Origin of the sequence: Saprospira grandis DSM 2844, assembly GCF_000275825.1 — a bacterium.
GTDB lineage: Bacteria > Bacteroidota > Bacteroidia > Chitinophagales > Saprospiraceae > Saprospira > Saprospira grandis_A.
Genome location: NZ_JH719942.1, coordinates 323901 through 346279, shown reverse-complemented (window position 1 = coordinate 346279; position 22379 = coordinate 323901). Strand labels below are relative to the sequence as shown.

General features: G+C 46.8%; 15 protein-coding genes. 12 read left to right on the top strand and 3 right to left on the bottom strand.

What is annotated here, in order from left to right; all coding sequences use genetic code 11:
* A partial coding sequence (locus tag SAPGRDRAFT_RS01765; RefSeq protein ID WP_002656692.1) for a PD-(D/E)XK nuclease family transposase occupies window positions 1–184 on the bottom strand: 184 nt, incomplete at its 3' end.
* A gap of 464 nt (window positions 185–648) precedes the next feature.
* Here SAPGRDRAFT_RS01765 and SAPGRDRAFT_RS01760 point away from each other — a divergent pair.
* The 6 genes from SAPGRDRAFT_RS01760 to SAPGRDRAFT_RS01735 all read left to right on the top strand — a co-directional run bounded on the left by SAPGRDRAFT_RS01760 (window position 649) and on the right by SAPGRDRAFT_RS01735 (window position 10277).
* Window positions 649–4047: a DEAD/DEAH box helicase family protein gene (locus SAPGRDRAFT_RS01760; RefSeq protein WP_002656689.1), complete on the top strand. Its 3399-nt coding sequence runs from the start codon at window positions 649–651 to the stop codon at window positions 4045–4047.
* A gap of 377 nt (window positions 4048–4424) precedes the next feature.
* Complete coding sequence (locus SAPGRDRAFT_RS01755) at window positions 4425–5930, top strand: type I restriction-modification system subunit M (RefSeq protein WP_002656687.1); 1506 nt, start codon at window positions 4425–4427, stop codon at window positions 5928–5930.
* Window positions 5931–6403: 473 nt separating this feature from the next.
* Window positions 6404–7612, top strand: coding sequence for a restriction endonuclease subunit S (locus tag SAPGRDRAFT_RS01750; RefSeq protein ID WP_002656685.1), 1209 nt, complete (start codon window positions 6404–6406; stop codon window positions 7610–7612).
* Window positions 7613–7950: 338 nt separating this feature from the next.
* Window positions 7951–8223 (top strand): hypothetical protein, encoded by a 273-nt coding sequence (locus SAPGRDRAFT_RS01745; protein WP_037349699.1) that lies wholly within the window; start codon window positions 7951–7953, stop codon window positions 8221–8223.
* A 331-nt stretch (window positions 8224–8554) separates the two neighbouring features.
* Entirely contained in the window at window positions 8555–9955 is a 1401-nt protein-coding gene (locus tag SAPGRDRAFT_RS01740) for an AAA family ATPase (protein WP_002656684.1), read from the top strand.
* Window positions 9948–10277: a hypothetical protein gene (locus SAPGRDRAFT_RS01735; protein ID WP_002656682.1), complete on the top strand. Its 330-nt coding sequence runs from the start codon at window positions 9948–9950 to the stop codon at window positions 10275–10277. The genes SAPGRDRAFT_RS01740 and SAPGRDRAFT_RS01735 overlap by 8 nt, the downstream gene beginning before the upstream one ends.
* 496 nt (window positions 10278–10773) lie before the next feature.
* Here SAPGRDRAFT_RS01735 and SAPGRDRAFT_RS01730 read toward each other — a convergent pair whose 3' ends face one another.
* Together SAPGRDRAFT_RS01730 and dnaE are read right to left on the bottom strand one after the other, a co-directional pair.
* The gene (locus tag SAPGRDRAFT_RS01730; protein WP_002656680.1) at window positions 10774–12084 is read right to left on the bottom strand and encodes an AAA family ATPase; all 1311 of its coding nucleotides are present in this window, start codon (window positions 12082–12084) and stop codon (window positions 10774–10776) included.
* Window positions 12085–12276: 192 nt separating this feature from the next.
* Window positions 12277–15807, bottom strand: a complete 3531-nt coding sequence (gene dnaE / locus SAPGRDRAFT_RS01725) for a DNA polymerase III subunit alpha (RefSeq protein WP_002656678.1) — start codon at window positions 15805–15807, stop codon at window positions 12277–12279.
* Between the two features lie 704 nt (window positions 15808–16511).
* Between dnaE and SAPGRDRAFT_RS01710 the strand changes: the two genes are divergently transcribed.
* The 6 genes from SAPGRDRAFT_RS01710 (at window position 16512) to SAPGRDRAFT_RS01685 (ending at window position 22365) form a co-directional block, all read left to right on the top strand.
* Window positions 16512–17897 (top strand): DUF1800 domain-containing protein, encoded by a 1386-nt coding sequence (locus tag SAPGRDRAFT_RS01710; RefSeq protein ID WP_002656673.1) that lies wholly within the window; start codon window positions 16512–16514, stop codon window positions 17895–17897.
* A 10-nt stretch (window positions 17898–17907) separates the two neighbouring features.
* The gene (locus SAPGRDRAFT_RS01705; RefSeq protein WP_002656671.1) at window positions 17908–19104 is read left to right on the top strand and encodes a DUF1501 domain-containing protein; all 1197 of its coding nucleotides are present in this window, start codon (window positions 17908–17910) and stop codon (window positions 19102–19104) included.
* Window positions 19105–19769: 665 nt separating this feature from the next.
* Entirely contained in the window at window positions 19770–20270 is a 501-nt protein-coding gene (locus tag SAPGRDRAFT_RS01700; RefSeq protein ID WP_002656669.1) for a hypothetical protein, read from the top strand.
* 137 nt (window positions 20271–20407) lie between these two features.
* A complete protein-coding gene (locus SAPGRDRAFT_RS01695; RefSeq protein ID WP_002656666.1) occupies window positions 20408–20692 on the top strand; it encodes a DUF2158 domain-containing protein in 285 nt (94 codons plus the stop codon).
* 43 nt (window positions 20693–20735) lie between these two features.
* Complete coding sequence (locus SAPGRDRAFT_RS19775; RefSeq protein WP_002656664.1) at window positions 20736–21605, top strand: hypothetical protein; 870 nt, start codon at window positions 20736–20738, stop codon at window positions 21603–21605.
* Between the two features lie 46 nt (window positions 21606–21651).
* Window positions 21652–22365, top strand: a complete 714-nt coding sequence (locus tag SAPGRDRAFT_RS01685; RefSeq protein WP_002656662.1) for a tRNA1(Val) (adenine(37)-N6)-methyltransferase — start codon at window positions 21652–21654, stop codon at window positions 22363–22365.
* The last annotated feature ends 14 nt before the right edge of the window (window positions 22366–22379 follow it).

Below are 22379 nucleotides of genomic sequence, written 5' to 3'. Positions count from 1 at the left end.
CTTTTCGGTCCAGAAAGCTGGAGGGCAGGCGTTCGCTAGGGAGGTATTCGAGGTCCTCCACCTGATGCTTTTCGGGCAGCAGCTGATTGAGAAAATGGATGAGCAGCTCCTTATTGGCGGCCTCGCCAAAAAGCTTCTTAAATCCAAAATCGGTGAGTGGATTGATGTAGCGATCCTTGATCATCTTTTTTTCTTCTTTTCCCAAAATTAAGGCATTTAAATGAGGTGGTGAAAAAATGCAGCACTAAAAAATGCGTATACCACCAACTATAAAGACTAAAAAGCAAATAGTCAACAGTTAAATACACTTAATTTTAAATTTGGGCCAAATTTGCGGTTTGGGGGCGCGAAGCGCCCGGCCACAACAAGGCCTTTAGGCCGCCGTTCGACGACCGAAGGGAGTAACCGATGCGCAGTAGGGGGCGGCCTAGCGATGTGCAGCAGTGGCCCGCAGGGCCAGACCAAAGCGGCGCAGCCGCTGCAGGGCCGAGCGAATAGCGAGCTGCGAAACGTAGCGCCCGCCGCAGGCGGGAGGCCCCAAAACATCAAAAAAAATATTAGATTCTAGATAGGCTGGACAAAAGTTAGTTTTATTTGTACTTCTTGACGCATTTTAATTATTTTCAGGGCAGAACAAAACAGACAAACATGAGTAATTTCCACTTCCTCAAAAAGGAATGGCCCCAGCTCTATACCCAAGCAAGAGAGGCCGAAAAACACCTATTAACCGCTCCTCGGACGGCTGCTTTTTATAGCCGATTGACTTTAGAATTAACGGTTTATTGGCTTTATGACCATGATGAAGATTTGGATCAGCGCTATGCCGATGAAACCCTTTTTGGTCTTTTGCAAAAGCCCAGTTTTAAGCAGATGCTGCGGCCTTCTATGCAGCGGGACCTTGACTATATTCGCAAAATTGGAAATGCGGCTGCCCATAGTGTTCAGGCGGTCAGTGGAGAAGAGGCCAAAGAGGCCCTAAAAAATGTTTTTCGCTTTATGAATTGGCTGGCCCGAAGTTATTCGGCCAATGAAGCTATGCCCATTCATAGCTGGTCCGATGAGCATTTGCCCCTAGGCGGAAGCGCCCAAAAGGAACTGAGCCGAAAGGAATTGGCCAAACTAGAAAAAAGCTTTGAGGACAAACAGAAAACCATCCTTAAGGAGCTCGAGCGGCTCAAGAAAATTGAGGAGGAACACCAGCGACTAAAAGAAGAAAACGCACAGTTTAAGGCGCAAAAAGAACGCAACCGTGCCAATATGCTGAAAAAAGGCGAGGAACCTGGCCTAGCCCCAGAGGTGCGGACCGAAAAAGAAAGTCGCGAACTCTACATTAACCAGATGCTGCGAGAAGCGGGTTGGAATCTGAAGGACCATCGACAAGTTGTTGAAGAATATACCATTCATGAGATGTATCCTGGCCGTAAGGGCTATGCCGATTATGTATTCTTTGATGAAAAAGGATTGCCCTTAGCTATTCTCGAAGCCAAATCCATTACGAAAGACCCCGAAAAAGGAAAGGAACAGGCCAAACTATATGCCGATGCCCTAGAACGAACTACGGGCTGCCGTCCCATTATCTTTTTGAGTAATGGCCTAGAAACCACGATCATCGATGATCAGTTTTATAAGGCAGAGCGCTCTATTTTGGGCTTTTATAGCCGAGAAGAGCTAGAGCATCTACACTATAAACACAAAAATAGAAAAGCCATTTCGACGGTAGGGCCCGACCCTCAGATTGCGGGCCGCCCCTACCAAATGCAGGCCGTGCTCAGTGTGAACCAAGCCCTAGAAAACCGAGAGCGGGCGGTGCTTTTATCTATGGCCACGGGTAGCGGGAAAACCCGTACAGCTGCGGCTTTAGCTAAGGTCCTTTTTGAAAATAACTGGGCCAAACGCATCCTCTTTTTAGCCGACCGCCGCACTTTAGTCAAACAAGCCCAGCATGCTTTTAAAGATCATCTAGAAAACTACAGCAGCATTAGTCTGCTCGATAAAAAGGAAGAAGGGGAGGAGCATGCCCGCTTGGTCTTCTCTACTTATCCCAGCATGCTCAATTATCTGAATAGAACAGAGGAGCGAAAATTTGGCATTGCCCAATTCGATTTTATTGTGGTGGATGAGGCCCACCGTTCGGTCTATAAAAAGTATAAGGCCATCTTTGATTATTTTGATGCAATTTTAATCGGCCTAACGGCTACGCCCCAAGATCAGGTGGACCGCAATACCTATCAGCTTTTTCATTGTGCCAATGAAAACCCCACCTTTGAGTATCCACTCAAAGAGGCGGTGGCAGCCAATTATCTGGTTCCGCCCATCATTATAGATGGTAGCACCCAAATTACTAATGAGGGGGTGCATTATAAGGACCTTAGTCCCGCCGAAAAAGAAGAGTATGAAGATAGTTTCATGAATGAAGAAGAGGAGGAAATGCCCGAATCTATCGCCAATAGCGAGCTAGATGTTCGCCTCTTTAATGCCCCCACAGCCGATAAAGTCCTCCATCTCTTGATGGAAAAGGGCCTTAAGGTAGAACAAGGCGATAAACTGGGCAAAACCATCATCTTTGCCAAAAATATCAAGCATGCTAAGTTTCTCAAAAAGCGCTTTGATTTGCTTTTTCCGGCCCAGGCGGACTTAGCCGAAACCATTTATGGCAGCAAGGATCATGTAGAATCACTTTACGATCGTTTTAAAGACCCCAACCAATTGCCCCAAATTGCCATTTCGGTAGATATGCTCGATACGGGGGTAGATGTACCCCAAATTGTCAATCTGGTCTTTTACAAAAAGCTGCGTTCTCATGCCAAGTTCTGGCAGATGCTCGGTAGGGGAACTCGTTTGTCTCCCGACCTCTTTGGTCCCGGCCAAGACAAAACCTTCTTTTACATCTTTGATGTCTGCGATAATGTGAGCTTCTTCGAGGAGAGTTTTGAGAAGGGCCAAGGCAGCCGCAGCCCCTCTATGGAGGAGCGGGCCTATAAGCTTAAGCTAGAAATTGCCCAAGCCCTCAATCATCTGGATTATCAGGAAGATGAACGCTTTTTGGCCCATCAAAAGGCCCTAAGAGATGAGGCTTGGCAGGCCCTAATGGATTTAGATCAACACCAAATTGAGGTCAAAGCCATTTATCCGCTCTACAAAAAGTATGAGCAGCGCAGCCGCTGGGATCAGCTCAATAGCAAAGAACTGAAGGAGATTGTCGAAGAACTGGCCCCTGTTGCCGCGCAGGTAGATCAGGATAGCGATCTAGGCGCTCGCCGCTTTGATCAAATGATTTGGCAACTGCAATTGCTTTTCCTGAAAAATAAAGACCGAAGCAAAAAGGCCAACCGCCTGCGAGAAAGCCTCGATCTGCTGGCCCAAAAAGGCAATATCAAACAGATTCGAGAAAAAGCGCCACTCATCAGACAGTTGCGCCAACTCGGCGCTATTGAGGCCCTCGATTTTTGGGGACTAGAGGAGGCCCGCCTAGAACTGCGGGAACTGCTCCGCCTGCTCGATAAAAAACAAAAACAAGCCATTTATAGCCATTTTGCCGATGAGCTGACTGGAGCCGAAGAAAGAGAAATGCAGGGCTATGGCGGCTATTCCGAGCCCTATAAACAACGGCTCTACCGCCTACTAACCGAAAATAAGGAGCAGCTTTATCTACAAAAGCTGCATAGCAATCAACCCCTAACCCTAGCCGAGGTAGAAGCCCTAGAACGCTTTATCCTGGAGCAAACCCAGGGCAAAAAAGAAGAACTGCAAGCCGAACAAGGCGAACTCTCTTTGGGCCGATTCATCCGCTCGATTATTGGGCTAGACCCCGCCGCCGTCCAGAGCACTTTTGCCGATTATCTGCAAGACCAAAAATGGAATGCCCAACAACTGGCCTTGGTCCAATTGATTGTGCAGCATTTTGTAACCAATGGCTATTTGCAACCCCAAGATATTACGGGCGAGCCCTTTAACCGCCATGGCAATTTGGTCGACCTCTTCGGTGGGCATGCTCATGGCCTTGTAGAGCTCATTAAGGCCATAAATAAGAATACGGAACCGGCTTAGGGGGAGCCCCTAGGCGACTATTGGCATTTTATAGTACCTGTGGGTTGAAACCCACAGCAACAAAAGAGGCCATACTAGGCGCAATAAAAATGAGCCGAAGGTTAAAACCATCGGCCCATAACGAGTACTAATAAACGGCTTGGGATCATTTTCTTACTATAGTGAATAGCTTCAGGGTCGAAAAGCGAACAAGGACTTTAGTCCGTCAGTTCGCTCAGTCAACAACCCTGGGCTTCAGCCTAGGGCTGTAAGCATGGAAGGGAGATAATAAGAAAAATGAGATATATGACCCAAGCCCACCCCCCACAAAAACCCCCCAACAAAAAAAACATCCCAACAAAAAACTTCCTATATTTCCCCCTCACAAAAATACCTTTATGATTACTGGAGAATTACGCAACGATATAGATAAAATTTGGAATTACTTCTGGTCGGGTGGAGTGACCAACCCCGTGACCGTGATCGAGCAACTGACTTACCTGATGTTTTTGCAGGAACTCGATAACCGCCAAAATGCACAAGACCAACTGGCCGCTCTCTTTGGCGAAGGCTATGAGAAAAAGGTCTTTTTTGAAGAGGATCAAGAAAGCCTCCGCTGGTCCAACCTTAAGGAAATGACCCCTGAAGCCCGCTTCGAAAAGATGCGCGATGAGGTTTTTCCCTTTATGCGAGAAGAACTCTCTCAAGGAAAGTCTAAGGAGAATGTCTCGATCTTTGCCCGATATATGCAAAATGCCAGCTTTATGATCCCCTCCGCTAAGTTGCTGGATCAGGTGGTGTTGGCCCTTTCTTCGGTCAATTATAAGGACTCGGATACCAAGGGAGACCTCTATGAATATCTACTGTCTAAACTCTCTTCGGCCGGGAAAAATGGGCAGTTCCGCACGCCCCGACATATCATCCGCCTGATGGTGGATATGATGCAACCCAATGTACAAGATACCATTTGCGACCCCTCGGCAGGTACCGCAGGCTTTTTGGTAGAGGCCGCCGATTATGTCCGCAAAAACCATCAGGAGGCCTTGGTCAAAAGCGAAAACCAGGCGCATTTCCGCAGCAAGATGTTCTCGGCCCTAGAGTTTGACCCCACTATGGTCCGTGTGGGTGCCATGAACCTTTTTGTGCACGGCATCGAGCAACCTTTGTTGCGCGATATCAATGCGCTTTCGCCCCGAAATGCCGACCTAGAAGAGAGTTGCTCGCTCATCCTCGCCAATCCGCCTTTTAAGGGGACGGTGGACAAGGATGATTTGGATGAGGAACTAACCAAGGTGGTCAATACAAAGAAGTCGGAGTTGCTCTTTTTGGCCCAAATCCTTCGCCTACTCAAAAATGGCGGTAGAGCGGCGGTCATTATCCCCGATGGCGTTCTCTTTGGCAGCAGCAAGGCCCATAAGGAAATCCGCAAACAGTTGGTAGAAAAACAGGAGCTACAGGCCGTTATTTCTATGCCTTCGGGCGTTTTCAAACCCTATGCGGGGGTCAGCACGGCCATCCTAATTTTTACCAAAACCAATGCGGGCGGCACCGATAAGGTCTGGTTCTACGATATGCAGGCCGATGGCTTTTCGCTAGATGATAAGCGGCAGTTTTTGGGCAAAGAGGGCCAAACCCAAAGCCATGAAGAGAATAATCTGCCCGATATTTTGCAACGCTGGGCCAAGCTGGAACAGGAGGAAAACCGCAGCCGCACCGATCAGTCCTTTATGGTGCCCCTTTCTGAGCTACAAGAAAATGATTATGATCTCTCCATCAACCGCTATAAGGAGATTCAGTATGAGGCGGTGGCCTATGATCCGCCCCAAGAGATTATCCAAAAGATTCAGCAGGATTTACAAAGCAGCCTAAAAGAACTTTCTGATTTGCAGCAGCTTTTAGATTAGTTTTTTTTGGGGCCCGCGGCCGCCCTTCAATTTGGGGCGGCCGCCGCTATGCTGCGGGGCTAAATTCATGAGGGTTTCAACCCTCATGCTATAAATCATCGCAAAGCGATAGCCTTGTTGCGGTGGGTTTTAACCTACCGAAAACGGTCCTCCGCAGCGCTGGGCCAATGGCCCTGACGGGCCCAAGGGGGCATCCATTTGCTGCAGCAAAAAGCTTTGGATGAAGAACTAGATATTACCAATTATCTAGATTATTTTTAGGATTTGGGGCCCGCGGCCGCCCTTCAATTTGGGGCGGCCGCCGCTATGCTGCGGGGCTCGCAAGTCTGCTCGGCCCTGCGGCGGCTTCGCCGCCTGGGTCTGGCCTGACGGCCACCCGCTCCGCAGCGCTGGGCCAATGGCCCTGACGGGCCCAAGGGGGCTGCGCCCCCTTGCCGCTGAGGCCCAATTGTTTAGCCAAATAAATCAAAGAAATGAAGAAGAGAGATTGGAAAAAGGTAAAGCTGGGGGAGGTACTGACAAAACCTATTTCAGGAGAATGGGGAACAGACCCAACAGATAGAAAAATAGGTGTAATTCGCACTACCAATTTTACCAATGAAGGTAAAGTTGATTTAACGAAAGGTGTAGCATATCGAGATATTCCAGAAACCAAAGTCGAGAAAAAGCAGCTACGCAAAAGAGATGTAATTATAGAAAAGTCTGGAGGAAGCCCCAAGCAGCCTGTTGGACGGGTTGTTTTCTTCAAAGAAGAAGGCACTTATTTGTGCAATAATTTTACATCTATCTTAAGAGCTAAAAATGATCAGAAATTAGATCAGAAGTTCTTATTCTACTATTTGTTTTATATTCATAAGGTAGGGGTTACTAACCTATACCAGAATAAAACAACTGGTATTATAAATCTCCAATTAACAAGATACTTAAAGGAGGTTTCCATCCCCCTTCCCCCCTTATCAGAGCAAAAGGCCATAGCGGCCCAGCTCGATCGGGCGGATAAGGTACGGCAGGCCTTGGCCCAAAGCCTAAAGGATTATGATCGTTTGCTGGCGGCCAGCTTCCTGGATATGTTTGGGGATCCAACAACAAATATTCATCAGTTTCCGAAGGGGAAAATTAGAGATTTGGTTAAGGAAGTGCGCTATGGAACTAGTCAAAAGGCAAGTTCAGAAGGAGCTTTTGAGTATCTCCGAATGAATAATATTACCTACTCAGGAAATTGGGATTTTTCAAGCTTAAAATATATTGATCTAACAGAAAAGGATCAACCAAAGTATCTCATTAAAAAAGGCGATTTAGTTTTTAATCGAACAAATAGTAAAGAGCTAGTAGGGAAAACGGCTGTCTATAAAAGAGATGAGGCTGTTGCAATTGCAGGTTATTTAATTAGGGTAAGAACTAATGAAAAGGCCTTACCAGAATATATATCAGCTTATTTGAATTCTAGTCATGGAAAACAAACATTGCAAGGAATGTGTAAAAGCATTGTAGGGATGGCCAATATCAATGCACAGGAAATGCAAGACATAAAAATTTTAATTCCCCCACTTTCTTTACAGCAGGAATTTGCTCAATTGGTGGAGCGGATAGAGCGGCAAAAGGCGCTCATTCAGTCGGCGCAGCAATCGGCGGAGGATTTATTTGGGGCCTTATTGCAGGCCTACTTTTATGAGGGGAAATAGCATAGAGATCGAGCAGGTCCAAACCGAGGGGTTTGGGCCTTTTTTGTTTCCCGCGGCCCTGCTCTTCCTGCGCCTAGGGACAAGCCCCTAGGCTAGCTTTTCAGACCGCCCTCTAAAGAGGGCCTTTGGATGAGGTTTTTCTTTGCTATAATCATTTATCAAGACCTTGTATATCAATAGTTGAGGCCCTTTAGAGCTGACTCCATTAGATTAGCCTAGGGGCTTGTCCCTAGGCGATGAATAGCTGAGTCCTAAGCAGCTAAAGGCCAAAATTTTATTCTAATACACAAAATTCTGAACAGTCCCGAACAGTCTCCCTGAACCAGTTCGGTCTGGGGGTGAACCAGTTCGGTCTGGGGGTGAACCAGTTCGGTCTGGGGGTGAACCAGTTCGGTCTGGGGGTGAACCAGTTCGGTCTGGGGGTGAACCAGTTCGGTCTGGGGGTGAACCAGTTCGGTCTGGAGGTGAACCAGTTCGGTCTGGGGGTGAACCAGTTCGGTCTGGAGGTGAACCAGTTCGGTCTGGAGGTGAACCAGTTCGGTCTGGGGGTGAACCAGTTCAGTCTGGGGGTGAACCAGTTCGGTATTTTACCGAACTTTTGCCCTTTTTGATTTTGTTACATTATTTTCATTTTTAACAATTTCCTAACAATTGGGGGCAGAAATCCCTGTTTCTGCAGCCTAAAGGCCGCAGGGCCGAGCTGTAGGTTTCCACCTACAGGCCCAGATAGCAGGCCCGAAGGGCCGCAGGCCTAGCGATGCGAAAGGGGGCGGCGCAGCCGCAGACCCAGGCCGTCAGGCCGCAGGGCCGAGCAGACTTGCGAGCCCTGAAGCGTAGCGCCCGCCGCAGGCGGGAGGCCCCAAAAAAACAGCAGAGATCAAAAAGCATAGTTAGATAAATATGCTTATATTTCGCTATCTATTTTTTGACAAAACTGAAGATATGAAAATCGAGATAAAGGACTTAGGGGCCATAAAGTCAGCGACCATAGACTTGTCTAAGCCGCTCAATGTTTTTGCTGGGCCGAATGGCACAGGAAAGACCTATTTGGCCTATGTACTATATAGTCTTTTTAAGAATCGTATTTATGTAAGCGGAAGTAAATCGGCTTTGTCAAAAGAGATGTTTAAGGAATTGATTGAAGAAAAGGAGACAAGTTATCAGTTAGATTTTGATGAGATCAATGCGTATAGGGATAAAATAGCTGAAGATTTAAAGGCTGATTTGGATAGTATATTTGGGATTAGTGAAGAAATGGGGCGTAAATTTTTTGAGGGGACGACTATTCAGTTTTTGGAGTCTAAAGAGGAATTGCGGAAGCGATTATTGAAAAATTCCTTTGATTTTCAGATAGATATAAATGGTAGTATAGTAAAAGTAAGCAAGGAAAAGGGGGCGGGGAGTTTATCATTGAAGGTAGAGGATCAGAGTATTTCTACGGACTATTTAAATCGTTTGGAGGTATTTTTATTGCCGGTGTTAATTGCTCAGCTGGCTATTTTCCCGGTGAGTTCTGTGTATATTCTTCCGGTAGAGCGAAACTCTATATTTACCTTTAGCAAAGAGTTATCTATACGAAAACAAGAGGCAATAGATCATTTTCATGCGATGACTGGCAAGGAAAAAGTAGATCGTTTTGATCTTTTGTTTAAAACGACCAAGCGATACCCTTCAGCAGTTAGAGATGGTTTATTGATTGCGGAAGATTTGGCAGAGATAAAGAAGGTAAGGAGTCCTTTTTTTGGTTTTGCCTTAGAATTGGAGAAAGCGCTTTTATATGGAAAAGTAGAAGTAAGTGAAGATGGGGAATTACAGTTTAAGTCGGACAAGAACCCCAAAAAATTACTTCCGATACAGATGACAGCATCTATTGTAAAATCTTTGGCTAGTCTTGTTATTTATCTGAAGTACTTAGCCAAAGAGCATGATTTAATTATCATAGATGAGCCAGAAATCAATTTGCATCCGAACAATCAGCTTGTATTGACAAGGATTTTTGCACGTTTAATGGCCAAGGGGTTTCGTTTAATCATTAGCACGCATAGTGATTATATAGTGCGAGAGCTAAATAACTTGATTATGTTGTCTGCTCGAGAAGCAGGAATAGAAGGAGTGAGAGCGCAATATGGCTATTCATTGGAAGAGACCATTGCCGTTCAGGATGTTGCTGTTTCCTATTTTAACTACCCAGTTAGTAAAAGGAATTATCGGCAGTTAAGCGTTCGTAGGTTAGAGGTGACCAAGACTGGTTTTGAGATTCCGTCTATAGATGAGACGATTGAGTCCCAAAATATGATTAGTGAGGATTTATATGACGCCCTAAGCCAAGACAGCGATGAGTAATTTAGACATAATCAAAGACATATTAAGTGAAAATTATTTAGCGGCAGATCAGGATTTATTGATAGAGGAAAACAGGACCCGCAAAAAGAAGGGTTTTCGAATGGAGTATCCGATTCATAAAAGGGCTGGGATTGCTCATTGTTTATATCGTTATGAGGATGATGCCTTTCCTTTTTTTAAGTTTCCTAAAACGGGAAAAGGGCAGAAGGGGGTAAAAGGCTTGAAGAAAATGTGTGATTATATTCTTTTTGCGGAAGAACAGGGAGATGACCGATTGTATATTTTCTTAATTGAGTTGAAGCTGGGGCCGACAAGCGCATAGCCACAATTAGATGCGGCTCAGGAGTTTGTACATTTTATTGTAAATACGGCAGCTAGAGTGGGCTTAGAAATTGAGCATTATGAAATACGTAAGCTCCGAATTTGTGATAAATATGCTCAAAAGAAAGGGACTAATATTAGAACGTCTTATGAGTTTGACCATAATGGCTATTGTGATTATCGGTCTAGCCGTTTTCAGTTAACCGCATTAATTAAAAATATTTAGTCTCTCCACCTCCCCCAAAAACAAAAACGCCTGAGCAAGTTGCCCAGGCGTTTTCATATTAAAAGTCTTCTAAAGCTTGCAGTAGCAGATGTACAGAAGTATAGGGATTTTGCCGGTAAGCGGCTTGATCATCTAGGGATTGGAGGAGTCTTTTGGCATTAGCTTTTGCGGTGGAGGTATTGGCCTTTAGGGCCTTAAAGATAGATTTTGCTCCTTTTTTATAGTTAGGGAGATGCTGCCTTCGCCTTTCCTTGTTCGTCCTTTAGATTTTCTAGGCATTTTGTTCTTTATTTTTGAGGCTAGGGAATTGGAGTTGAATATTATAGCTGTTAAGCATAGGCAGGCCCCCGAAGGCCCCTTCTAGATAATATTTCTCATAATCAATGCCTTTGCGCACCCCTTTGAGGTCGCCTAGGGAGTAGAGTTCTGTGCTTCCTGCTGCATCTTTTTCTGCTATCCATATTTGGTCTCGTCTAAAGGTTTTGGAGTCCATTAGATTAGAGTCGTGGGTGGCAAAAATGAGTTGTGCGCCATAGGGGTTATTTTCTGTAGAGAGAAAAAGCTCGATGAGTAGTGCCGTTAGTTGGCTATGCAAACTTTTGTCGAGCTCATCAATAACAATCAGGCTGCCATCAGATAGGGCATCTAAGATAACAGAAGCTACTGTTAAAAACTTTTGTGTGCCTGTAGATTCTTCGCTAAGCGGGCTTTCGATCATTTGGAGTAGCTGGCCTGCTTGGTAAATGGGGCGGCTGACCTGCAGTTCTGTTTGCCAGTCTTCTATAATAGGCTGTTTAAGGTCTTCAGGAAATCCCTCAGCAAACACAAGCTTACGAATATCTTGCTCCTGATATGATAAGGTGTCTATGCCCGTATCAATTTGCTGAAGAAGATGGATCAAGTTTTTGATAATGAGGCTTTCTGGTTCCTCTCGAATTATTTTTTTAATAAGGCGAAGCAGTTCTTTGTCATAATCAGAATCATGGCTGACTTGCACATAGAGGTAATCACTTAAGAACTCATAGGCGGGGCGGAGTTGCTCTTGTTTAGAGGTGCCAACCTTAGAGAGATAGAGTTGATTTTTATATAAGAGCTGCTCAATTTCCTTTTTGGGGCCTTTGAGTTTGCCCCCGTACTTAATCCCTTCTGGGCTGCGCTCGTATAAACTAGCCTTTACCTTATTGGGGTAGAAGTAGAGGTTTTCTTTTGTGATTTCATGGGCCGTAAAGCTTATTTCATAAGCGTATTTGATCCCATCTTTAGCAATAAATTGGATGGCAAAAGAAGTGGGGGCCGATTTAGTGCTTAGATCATAGCGAAAGGGCTCATAACAGGGGATAGAGCGATCTACTTCAAAGTTTCTAGATTGGTCCACCAGATATTGAATAGCTTTAAATGCCTTGAGCAGATTGCTTTTTCCAGAAGAGTTGCGCCCATAAATTAGGGCCGCTTTAAGGAGGTTTTCGCCAGCCTTGTTTATGGTGTTGTCTGGATATTCCTGAACTTTTCCGATGCTCTGCATAGAAAAGACTTCTTCAGATTTAATAGAGCGAAAGTTCTCTATACGGAGGTCAATAAGCATAGTAGTAGATATTGTGTTTGATGGGCTAATGGTAGCGATAAAGTGGCTTTTTTGAAAGAAAAATGCAAAAAAGCTTTATAAAAGTTAGTTTGGTGGCTGTGTATATCCCTTTTGGAGTTGTATAGCGGCCCCCAAAAACAAAAACGCCTGAGCAAGTTGCCCAGGCGTTTTTTCTTAAATCCTGTAGTCCTCCTAAGAACTCAACTTATACTCCAGCCCCAACTTTTTCAGGGCATCCACAAAGGCGTCATCGGCACTAATGCGGCGATTTTTGGAGAGCAGGGTAAGTTTCAGCCGTTCTTCTATATCGAGCAAATTGACCTCCAGCTCTTGTTCTCCGGGGTGTTTGCTACAGACATAATCCAGTTGTTCCATCAGTTGCTCATTGAGTTGTTGGATGGGCAAATTGATGGTCACCCCACGGATTTTCTCTTCAGAAACAGCATCCATCAGGCGGATTTCATTGATGCGGAGCTCAAACTCATGCGGATTATTCCAGCGGGGTTGATATTTCCCTTTGATATAAATGACAGCATCTAGATTGAGCAGATGGCGGAACTTCAGGTAGTTTTCGCCAAAAAGGCCCATGCGGTAGCGGCCCGTATAATCTTCTACGGTAACAAAGGCAAAGGATTTCCCTTTTTTAGAGACCCGATGCTCTACCTCATCTACGATTCCGCCAATGGCCATTTCGCGGTTTTTGTATTGGTCCATCTCATTGATGGGCTTACAGAGTCGCTGCACGGCTAGTTTGTAGTCATCTAGCGGATGGCCAGAAAGGTAGAAACCGGCCACCTCTTTCTCCTTTTTCAGGCGGGCCAACAAGGGCCAGGGGTCGGCCTCAGGAACCTTGGGTGGGGGCATGCTTTCCTCCATGGCGGTGGCGCCAAAAAGCGACTGACTAAAGTCATTTTTCTGCTTCTGAAAGGCGTTACCATACTTAATCACGGCCTCCAAATAACTTTGGCGGTCATCATAGGGGGCAAAATAAGCGGCTCGAGGCAGGTCAAAGGCATCTAGGGCGCCGCCCAAGACCAAACTCTCAAAGCATCGACGGTTGGCAGATCGGAGATTGATGCGTTGGGTCATATCGACCAAATCCGTGAAAACGGCTTCTTCTCTGGCCTCCAAAATAGCTTCTACAGGGCCTTGGCCCACACCTTTTAGGGCCGAAAGCCCAAAGCGGATGCGCCCCTTGGGGGTGGCGTAGAAGTCGAGCTTACTTTCATTGACATCTGGCCCCAGTACATCGACGCCCTGCGCCTTACATTCGGCAATGAAGAAACTTACACTCTCCATATTATCCTTGTTGTGCGAAAGGACCGAAGCCATAAATTCCGCAGGATAATGCGCCTTGAGGTAAGCCGTCTGAAAGGCCACAAAGGCATAGCAAGTAGAATGCGATTTATTAAAGGCATAAGAGGCAAAGGCCTCCCAGTCTTGCCAGATCTTTTTGAGAATTTTCTTCGGATGTCCCCGCTCTTCTCCGCCTTTTTCAAACTTGGGAAACATCTGATCAATGAGCTTTTTCTTCTTTTTTCCCATCGCTTTACGCAGGGTATCGGCTTCGCCCTTACTAAAGCCCGCCAATTTCTGCGAAAGCAACATTACTTGCTCCTGATAGACGGTAATTCCATAGGTTTCGGCCAGATATTCTTCCATATCGGGCAAATCGTAAACAATGGGTTTGCGGCCATGCTTCCGATCAATAAACTCGGGGATGTACTGCAAGGGGCCAGGCCGATAAAGGGCGTTCATGGCAATGAGATCCGCAAAAGTGGTGGGCTCTAAGGCCCGCATATGCTTTTGCATCCCCGCAGATTCATACTGGAAAATCCCCACAGTTTCTCCTCGCTGAAAGAGCGCATAGGTTTTGGGATCATCCAAGGGCAGCTCATCGGGTTCTATGTCTACGCCATGGTTTTCCTTAATCATGGCCACGGCATCTTTGATGATGCTCAGGGTTTTGAGGCCCAAAAAGTCCATCTTGAGCAAGCCCGCATCCTCGGCCACAGAGTTGTCAAACTGCGAGACCAAGAGGTTAGAGTCCTTGGCTACGGTCACCGGGACGTAGTTGGTAATATCGTCGGGCGTAATCACCACCCCACAGGCATGAATGCCCGTACTTCGGATAGAGCCCTCTAGCTTTTTGGCATTGCGGATCATCTCGCCAATGGTGTCTTGACCTGCGGCCAATTGGCGGAACTCCTCGGCTTGGGTTTTTTCATCACTATTGAGTTTGCCCAATAGCTTGGGGTCTACGCCATCTTTGCCCAATACCTTTTTGAGGGTGGCGCTCAGATGAGCCGGAAAGGTCTTGGCCACTCGGTCCACTTCGGGTAGGGGCACATCCATTACCCGGCCCACATCTCGCAAAGAAGAACGGGCCGCCATAGAGCCATAAGTAATAATTTGGGCCACTTGGTTTTGGCCATATTTATCAATGACGTACTGAATCACTTTCTCTCGACCCACATCATCAAAGTCAATATCAATATCGGGCATAGATACCCGACTCGGATTGAGGAAACGCTCAAATAGGAGGTCGTACTTAATAGGGTCCACATTCGTAATCCCCACACAATAGGCCACGGCAGAACCCGCAGCAGAACCCCGACCTGGCCCCACCGATACTTTTAATTCTCTGGCTACGGTGGTAAAATCTTGCACAATCAGGAAGTAGCCAGGATAGCCGGACTGCCGAATCACCTCCAGCTCAAAGTCCAAACGCTCCTTAATCGCAGGGGTAATGCTCCCATAGCGTCGTTTGGCGCCCACATAGGTCAAATGCCGCAGATAATCATCCTGCGTCTTAAACTCTTTGGGCAGGGGAAAGGCAGGCAAAAGGACATCTCGGGCCAGCTTGAGCTTGTCAATTTTGTCATAGATCTCTATGGTGTTCGCAATCGAATCGGGCCGATCTAAGAACAAGTTATTCATCTGCTGCTGACTCTTAAAGTAGTAGTCAGAGCTCGAAAACTTAAAGCGTTTTTCGTCCTGTACCAAAGAGCCCGTATTGATACAAAGCAACATATCGTGGGCCGTCCAATCGTCTTCTTCTACATAATGAGAGTCGTTGGTGGCAATAACTTTTACCTCATATTTTTGGGCAAACTTTAAGAGCTGCTGGTTGATGTCTTCTTGGCTAATGCCCAGACCATCAATGTTTTCTAGCCCTCGGTGTCTTTGGATTTCAATGTAGAAATCTTCCCCAAAAAGGTCGAGCCACCACTTGAGTTTTTGTTCGGCCTCCTCTATTTTGCCGTGCATAATGGCTTGGGGAATCTCGGCCCCAATACAGCAGCTAGTCGCAATCAGGCCCTCATGATATTTTTCAATCAGCTCCTTATCAATTCTAGGGAACTTGGAGTAGAGTCCCTCAATAAAGCCCAGCGAACAAAGCTTGGATAGGTTTTGATAGCCCTGCTGGTTTTTGGCCAACAACAACTGATGAAAACGGCGGTCTCGCTCGCCTTTGGCCTTTGCAAAACTGCGGCGATGCCGGTCTTCTACCATATAAAATTCACAGCCCACAATGGGTTTTAGGTCTCGTTTTTCGGCCTCGGCCACAAACTTAAAGGCCCCAAACATATTTCCATGATCGGTCAATGCTACGGCTTTCATCCCATCTGCAGCCGCCTTATCCATCATCACCCCAATGTTCGAGGCCCCATCGAGCAAAGAAAATTGCGTATGACAATGTAGATGTACAAAATCTTCCATCCTTCCTATTTTTTTGAGTGCTTTGCAACATACAAAAGGCCGTCGGGATGGCCAAAGGCTTGCAACTTTTTGTTTTTTTTATGCCTTCAGACTTGATTTCTTCCTTTTTTTGGCTTTCTATTTTTCGGGTTTTTTTGGGGCCCGCGGCCAGCAAGCTGGCCGCCGCTATGCTGCGGGGCTCACAGGGCTGTTCGGCCCTTCAGGCTACACTTCGTTTCGCCTTCGGTCTGGCCTTCGGCCACCCCTCCGCAGCGCTGGGCCGCTCATCGGTTTTTTTTCTTTTGGCTGTTTTCTTCGGCGGCTAGGCCTTGGTCCTAGAAATGGCCGAAGGCCATTCGGCCTAGCGATGTGCAGCAGTGCGGCGCAGCCGCAGACCAAGGCCGTCAGGCCGCAGGGCCGAGCGAAGAGCGAGCTGCGGAACGTAGCGCCGCAAGGCGAAGCCGCAGCGGAGGCCCCAAAAAAATAAAAAGAGATGAACTGATGGCTATCTATAAAGGGCAAATTTCAGAAGAAGAGCTAAGGCGGATTCATAAGTCTTTGCCTTCCTTAACGACTTATCTCGTTGAAAAAGAAAATCGACTTTAATCTAGCCTAGGGCGGAGAAAAATATCCGCCCTTTTTTTATACGTAGCCCAAAATTGGCACAAAATGAGATTGGGAGCATTAAACAAATTATGGCCTAAAGGATCTAAAAATAAAACGGCATGAAAACAGAAGAAAAAATAAAGCAGCTTCATCTTCGGGCGGGCTTTGGCCTACGCCCCGAAGAATGGGCCCAAAAAAGAAAGGAACCCCTAAAACAACAAATAGCAGCGCTCTTTAAACAGACCGAAGCCCAGCCTTTTGCTCCTCTGGCTTTTGCTTATCCGGAAGACCCCAAAAGCCTGAGCAAGGAAAAACGGAGAATGCTGCGCAAAAAATCGAGAAAACTCCGCAAACAGGTGAATAACCAATGGATAGAGCGGATGATTCGGCCCAAAAAGGAGAGCCCTTTGCTTGATAAAATGGCTTTGTTCTGGCATGGGCATTTTGCTTGCGAGCCTAAATTGCACCATCATGCAGAGGAGTACTTGGCCGCCATTCGGCAGCATGCCTTGGGCAATTTTAAGGATTTGCTTCTGGCGGTATCTAAATCTACGGCCATGATTTTGTACCTCAATAATCAGCAAAACCGCAAGAAAAAACCCAATGAAAACTTTGCCCGAGAACTAATGGAGCTCTTCACTTTGGGGCGGGGCCATTATAAGGAGCAAGATATTAAGGAATCGGCTAGGGCTTTTACGGGCTGGCATTGCAACGCTCAAAAGGCCCAATTTAAATTTAAGGAGCGGCAACATGATGCGGGCAGCAAAACCTTTATGGGCCAAACAGGCAATTTTGGCGGAGAAGACATCATCAATATCATTTTGCAGCAAAAGCGCTGCGCCGAGTTTCTGGCCGAAAAGCTTTATGCCTTTTTTGTCAATGAGCGACAGCCCAATAAAAAACATATTTCGGCCCTAGCCAATACTATATATAGTAGTAATTATGATCTCAAAGTTAGTCTACGCTTTTTATTTGAGGCCAAATGGTTTTATCGGCCAGAGCATTTAGGGGCCAATATTAAGAGTCCGGTCTTTTTGCTGGTCCATTTGGCCCGCATTCTAGACCTTCAGGCAGAAAACGAACAGGCTTGGATCCAACCACAGCAGGTCTTGGGCCAATTGCTCTTCAAACCGCCCAATGTGGCGGGCTGGCCCGGGGGGCGTAGCTGGATCGACCACAGCCTCCTACTCATGCGCCTCAATTTGGCCGCAGCAATCTTTGAAAAAACGAATATTGTCTTTCGGCCCAAAGACGACCCCAAGGCCGCAGGCCGCGGCAAGGGCTTTCGGAAGCTGGCCGTTAGGGCCAATTTGGCCCCACTAAATAAGCTTTGTGGCCAAGAAAAGGATATCCTGGCCGAATTGAGCGATTATCTGCTTTTGCAGGCCCCCAAGCTATCGGCCCCCAATTTTCAGGCGTATTTGAGTTTGGCCCAAACAAAAGAAGAAAAAATTAAGGCCGGCAGTCTTTTGCTTTTATCTACTCCCGAATTCCAAATTTGCTAAACCTCCCCCTATGTTGAATCGAAGAAGTTTTCTAAAAAAATCGGCAGTCGTAACGGCGGGCGCCATGCTGTTGCCGGCCTTTCTTAAGGCCTATCAAAATGACTGGAAGGGCAAGACCGAATTTAAGGACAAACGCCTAATTATCCTACAACTGACGGGCGGCAATGATGGCCTCAATACCTTGGTCCCTTTTGAGGACGATATTTACTACCAAAAACGCCCCCGCTTGGCCATTCCCAAGCAGGAGCTCATCAAATTGGATGAATTGCAGGGCTGGAACCCCGCTATGCAGCCCCTGCAAACGCTTTGGGAAGAGGGAGAATGCCTAATTTTAAATGCCGTGGGCTATCCCGATCCCGACCGTTCTCATTTTCGGTCCATGGATATTTGGCAGACGGGTTCTGCGGCCAATGAATTTTGGTCCAAAGGCTGGTTGGGCCGCTATTTGGAGGAGCTGCCGCAGACCAAACCCTATACCGCCATAGAGCTCGATAACCAACTGAGTTTGGCCCTCAAAGGAGATAAAATGGCGGCCTTGGCGGTTAATAATCCCAAGCAGTTCAAACGACAGCTCAACAGCCCCATTATTCAGGCCCTTTTAGAGCAGCAACATGCGGCAGAGCATGAGCAATTGGCCTATTTATATCAAACTTTGGGCGAAACCGAGTCTTCGGCCAACTACCTAATGGAGAAAGCCCAGCTCTACACTTCTTCGGGCGATTACCCCAAAACGGGCTTTGGCAAGGACCTCAAGCAAATGGCCGAGTTGATTGCGGCGGGTTGCGAAACCCAGATTTATTATGCCAGTCTGACGGGCTTTGACACTCATGCCAATCAAAAGAATAAGCAGGCCCAGCTTTTGGGCCAATATGCGCAGGCGGTGGCTGCCCTTCGCCAAGAGTTGCGCAAGGCAGGAGAGTGGGAAAACACGCTTATCATGACCTTTTCGGAGTTTGGGCGGCGTTTGGCCGAAAATGGCAGTGGCGGCAGTGATCATGGCACGGCCAACAACCTCTATTTGATGGGTGGGGGCCTTAAAAAGGCGGGAATTTATAATGCTCCGGCTTCTTTAAGCCAACTCGATCAGGGCGATTTGATTTATGATATTGATTTTCGGCGGGTCTATCAGGCCATCCTTTCCGATTGGTTGCAAGGGGATGCTCAGGCCGTTTTGGGCCGCAGTTTGCCCAAGCTCGATATTTTTTAGGAGGAGGATTTGGGGCTGCCCCTCCCTTTGGTCGGGGCGGGCCATTTACTTCGTCGAACTGGCGCCCCTTTGGGGCTGGTTGTCGCAGCTCGCAGGCCTGCTCGGCCCTGCGTCGCTTTGCTCCTTGGTCTGCCGCCTTTGGCGGCCCTGCTACAGCCCCTCAGCCGCGGGCCTTCGGCCCTTTACAGGCGGCGAAGCCGCCTGTTCTGGACCAAATTTAGCCACCGAAGCCCAAGGCCAAAAGCAAAAAGGAGGGTGGAGTGGCCCAGCGCTGGGGAGGGGTGGCCGCTAGGCCAGACCGAGTTTTTTTGCGCTTTGGCGCAAAAAAAGGAGGGCCGAGCAGACTTGCGAGCCCCGGACCATAGCGGCGGCCAGCGAAGCTGGCCGCGGGCCCCAAAACATTAACTAAAAAAGAGGCAAAAAAAAGTAGGGAAAAGCGAGGAGAATAGAAAAAGAGTAGTAGCTTTATTAAAAATAAAGAGCAGTTAATCTTAATTTTTTGAACTGCTCTTAAAAGCTGTTAATCAGTTTTTTATATAGTTCTTTGACCCTGCTAGGAAAGCGAAAAGACAGGAGCCCTGGGCTCCCTAGCTTGGCCGGAAACGGCTGAACGCCCAACTAGCTTAAAAAGCATTTTTTATCTTAGCATTTAATCTTTTTAAGCCATGCGTATTTTCCTGATTTTGGCCTTGATGGCCCTACAACTGCCCCAAATTTGGGCCCAAGAGGAAGAAGTAGAAGAAGCCGTAGACTTGACTGCGGAAGACTTGCTCAATGCTCAGTTAGATGTGCATTGTTTTTGCCTCAATGATCTTTATACGGCTGCAATTTCGCAAGAACTGCAGGACCTAATTGGCAATTTGGCCTATGCAGAAGGGGAGGAGGAAGTTAAGGCCATTTTGGCTGATGTTTCTGCCGAAGATGCCCAGAAATGGGCCGAAAACATTAAGACCTACCTAAAATCGACCAAAGAAAACTGCTCGCTAAAAGAAGCGCAGGCCGCTATTTTGGAAGATTACCCCAACTACTGGGAGGTTTTGGCTGCGGAGCAACTCCAAGACGAAAAGAAATTGGCTGCTAAACTGGCCGAACTCAAAAAAGAAAGCTATAGTTGCGCCTTTTTAGAGGAAGCCAGAGCGGCTGCCCTGTTGCTAATGAACAAATAAATTTATAGAGCGTCCAGAATTTAAATTCTGGGCGCTTTTTTTTTGTACACTAAAAGTCTGCGGAAAAAAATTAACATCTCCTTTGTAAATCGTGGGCGAATCTTCTATATTTAGAACCACAACAAAAAAATAAAGATATGGCTGAAATAGGAGATGTGGTCCTCTTAAAATCTGGAGGCCCAGAAATGATTATTAAAAATATTTTGACGGGTAGTGGAAGTAGCCGCGAAAAGGCCGCTTTGCTCAAGGGATTTAAGAAAGGAGACATCACCTGCGAGTTCCAGACCGAAGATGCCAAGGGAAACACCAAAAGAAAGGTCCAAACCTTTAAGGCCGTTTGCCTCAAAACGCCCGATGGTAAGTTTTTGGCCGAAGTAGGAGCCGGAGGCGATGATGATGACGATGATGATGACGACTGGTAGCCCCAGCTTTTACTTAGTTTAATCCCTGTTTAAACCAAAAAATATGCAAGTAGGAGATGTGGTTCGCCACAAAGAAAACGATATACTCATGACCGTTGTTCGTTTGATTGGAGACAATCATGATGATGATGGAAGTGGACAGCTTTTTAAGGCCATGGATCGCCGCCTCGAATTACAAGGCTTTAGCTTTGGCGACCCCAACTGTATTTGGTTTGAAGGCCGCCAACTCAAACAAGGCCTCTTCAAGCAAGAAGATCTAGAGATTGTACAAGTCGAGCAAGCTGGTGGCTCGGGGGTAGCTGTGGCTGCCGTAGCTGCTGCGGCGGCTGGCGCCGCCATTGAAGAGGATGATGATTTTGATCTAGATGATTTGGACCTCGACCTCGGTTTGGATGATGATGATTTGGACCTGGATGATCTGGATTTGGGCCTTGATGATGATGATTTAGACTTGGACCTCGATTTGGATCTGGATGAAGACGATCTCGATCTTGGCGATTTGGACCTCGACCTCGATGATGATGACGATCTGGACCTCGGTTTGGATGATGATGATTTAGACCTCGACCTTGATGACCTCAATCTAGACGATCTAGCCGATGATTTGGACCTAGATGATTTGGATTTTGACGATGATGATGATGATCTCGGCTTTGATATGGATGATGATGTCGATGACCTCTTTGGAGATGATGACGACGATTTATTCGGAGATGACGATGATGACGATGATGACGACCTCGGTCTAGATTTGGATGATGATGATTTATTTGGAGACGAGGAGGACGATGATGAGGATGATGATGACGATGATGAGGAGGACGACGATGATGACGACTTCGACTTTGGAGATGATGATGATGATTTAGGAATGGATGATGAGGATGACTTTGATTTGGACCTAGATTTTTAATAGATAAAGCAGGAAGCGAGAAGCTCCTGCTTTTTTATTTTTGCTTATGCAAGACTTTCAATTTAAGCAATTTGTAGTTCGGCAGCGTTTGGCGGCTATGAAAGTGGGGACCGATGGGACTTTATTAGGGGCTTGGGCGCATTGTTCGGGCCAGCGGATTTTGGATATTGGCTCTGGAACGGGGGTAGTGGCTTTGATGTTGGCCCAGCGTTTTGCTCAGGCCCAAATTGATGCGATAGAAATCAATTTGCAGGCAGCAGAAGAGGCCCAAAAAAACTTTGCGGCCAGTCCTTGGTCCAACCGCCTCAGCCTGTATGCCCAAGGTCTGCAAAGCTTTAGCGCTTCGGAGGGCTATGATTTGATTGTGAGCAACCCCCCTTTTTATCCCGAAGCGCAGTTTTCTAAGGCCCTCAATAAAGACCGCCGGCAAGCCCGATCCAGCCTAAGTCTAGGCTTTGAGGAACTCCTAGAACACAGCCTAGCGCTTTTGGCGCCAGCTGGCCAATTGGCTATTATTTTACCCACTGCCCAGGCCCTTTATTTTCATGAATTGGCTCAAGAGGCAGGCTTGTTTTTGCATCGTCGTTGCGATTTTATCAGCAGGTTGGGCAAGGCGCCCAAGCGGCTGCTTTTGCAATGGGGGCAGGCGCCCATAGAAAAGCCCCAACAGCAAGAAATTATCATGCGTCAGGGCCCGCCAGATTATGCCTATGCCGATAGCTATCGGCAGTTATTAACAGACTTCTTGATTATTTTCTAAACTCTATTTTGGCC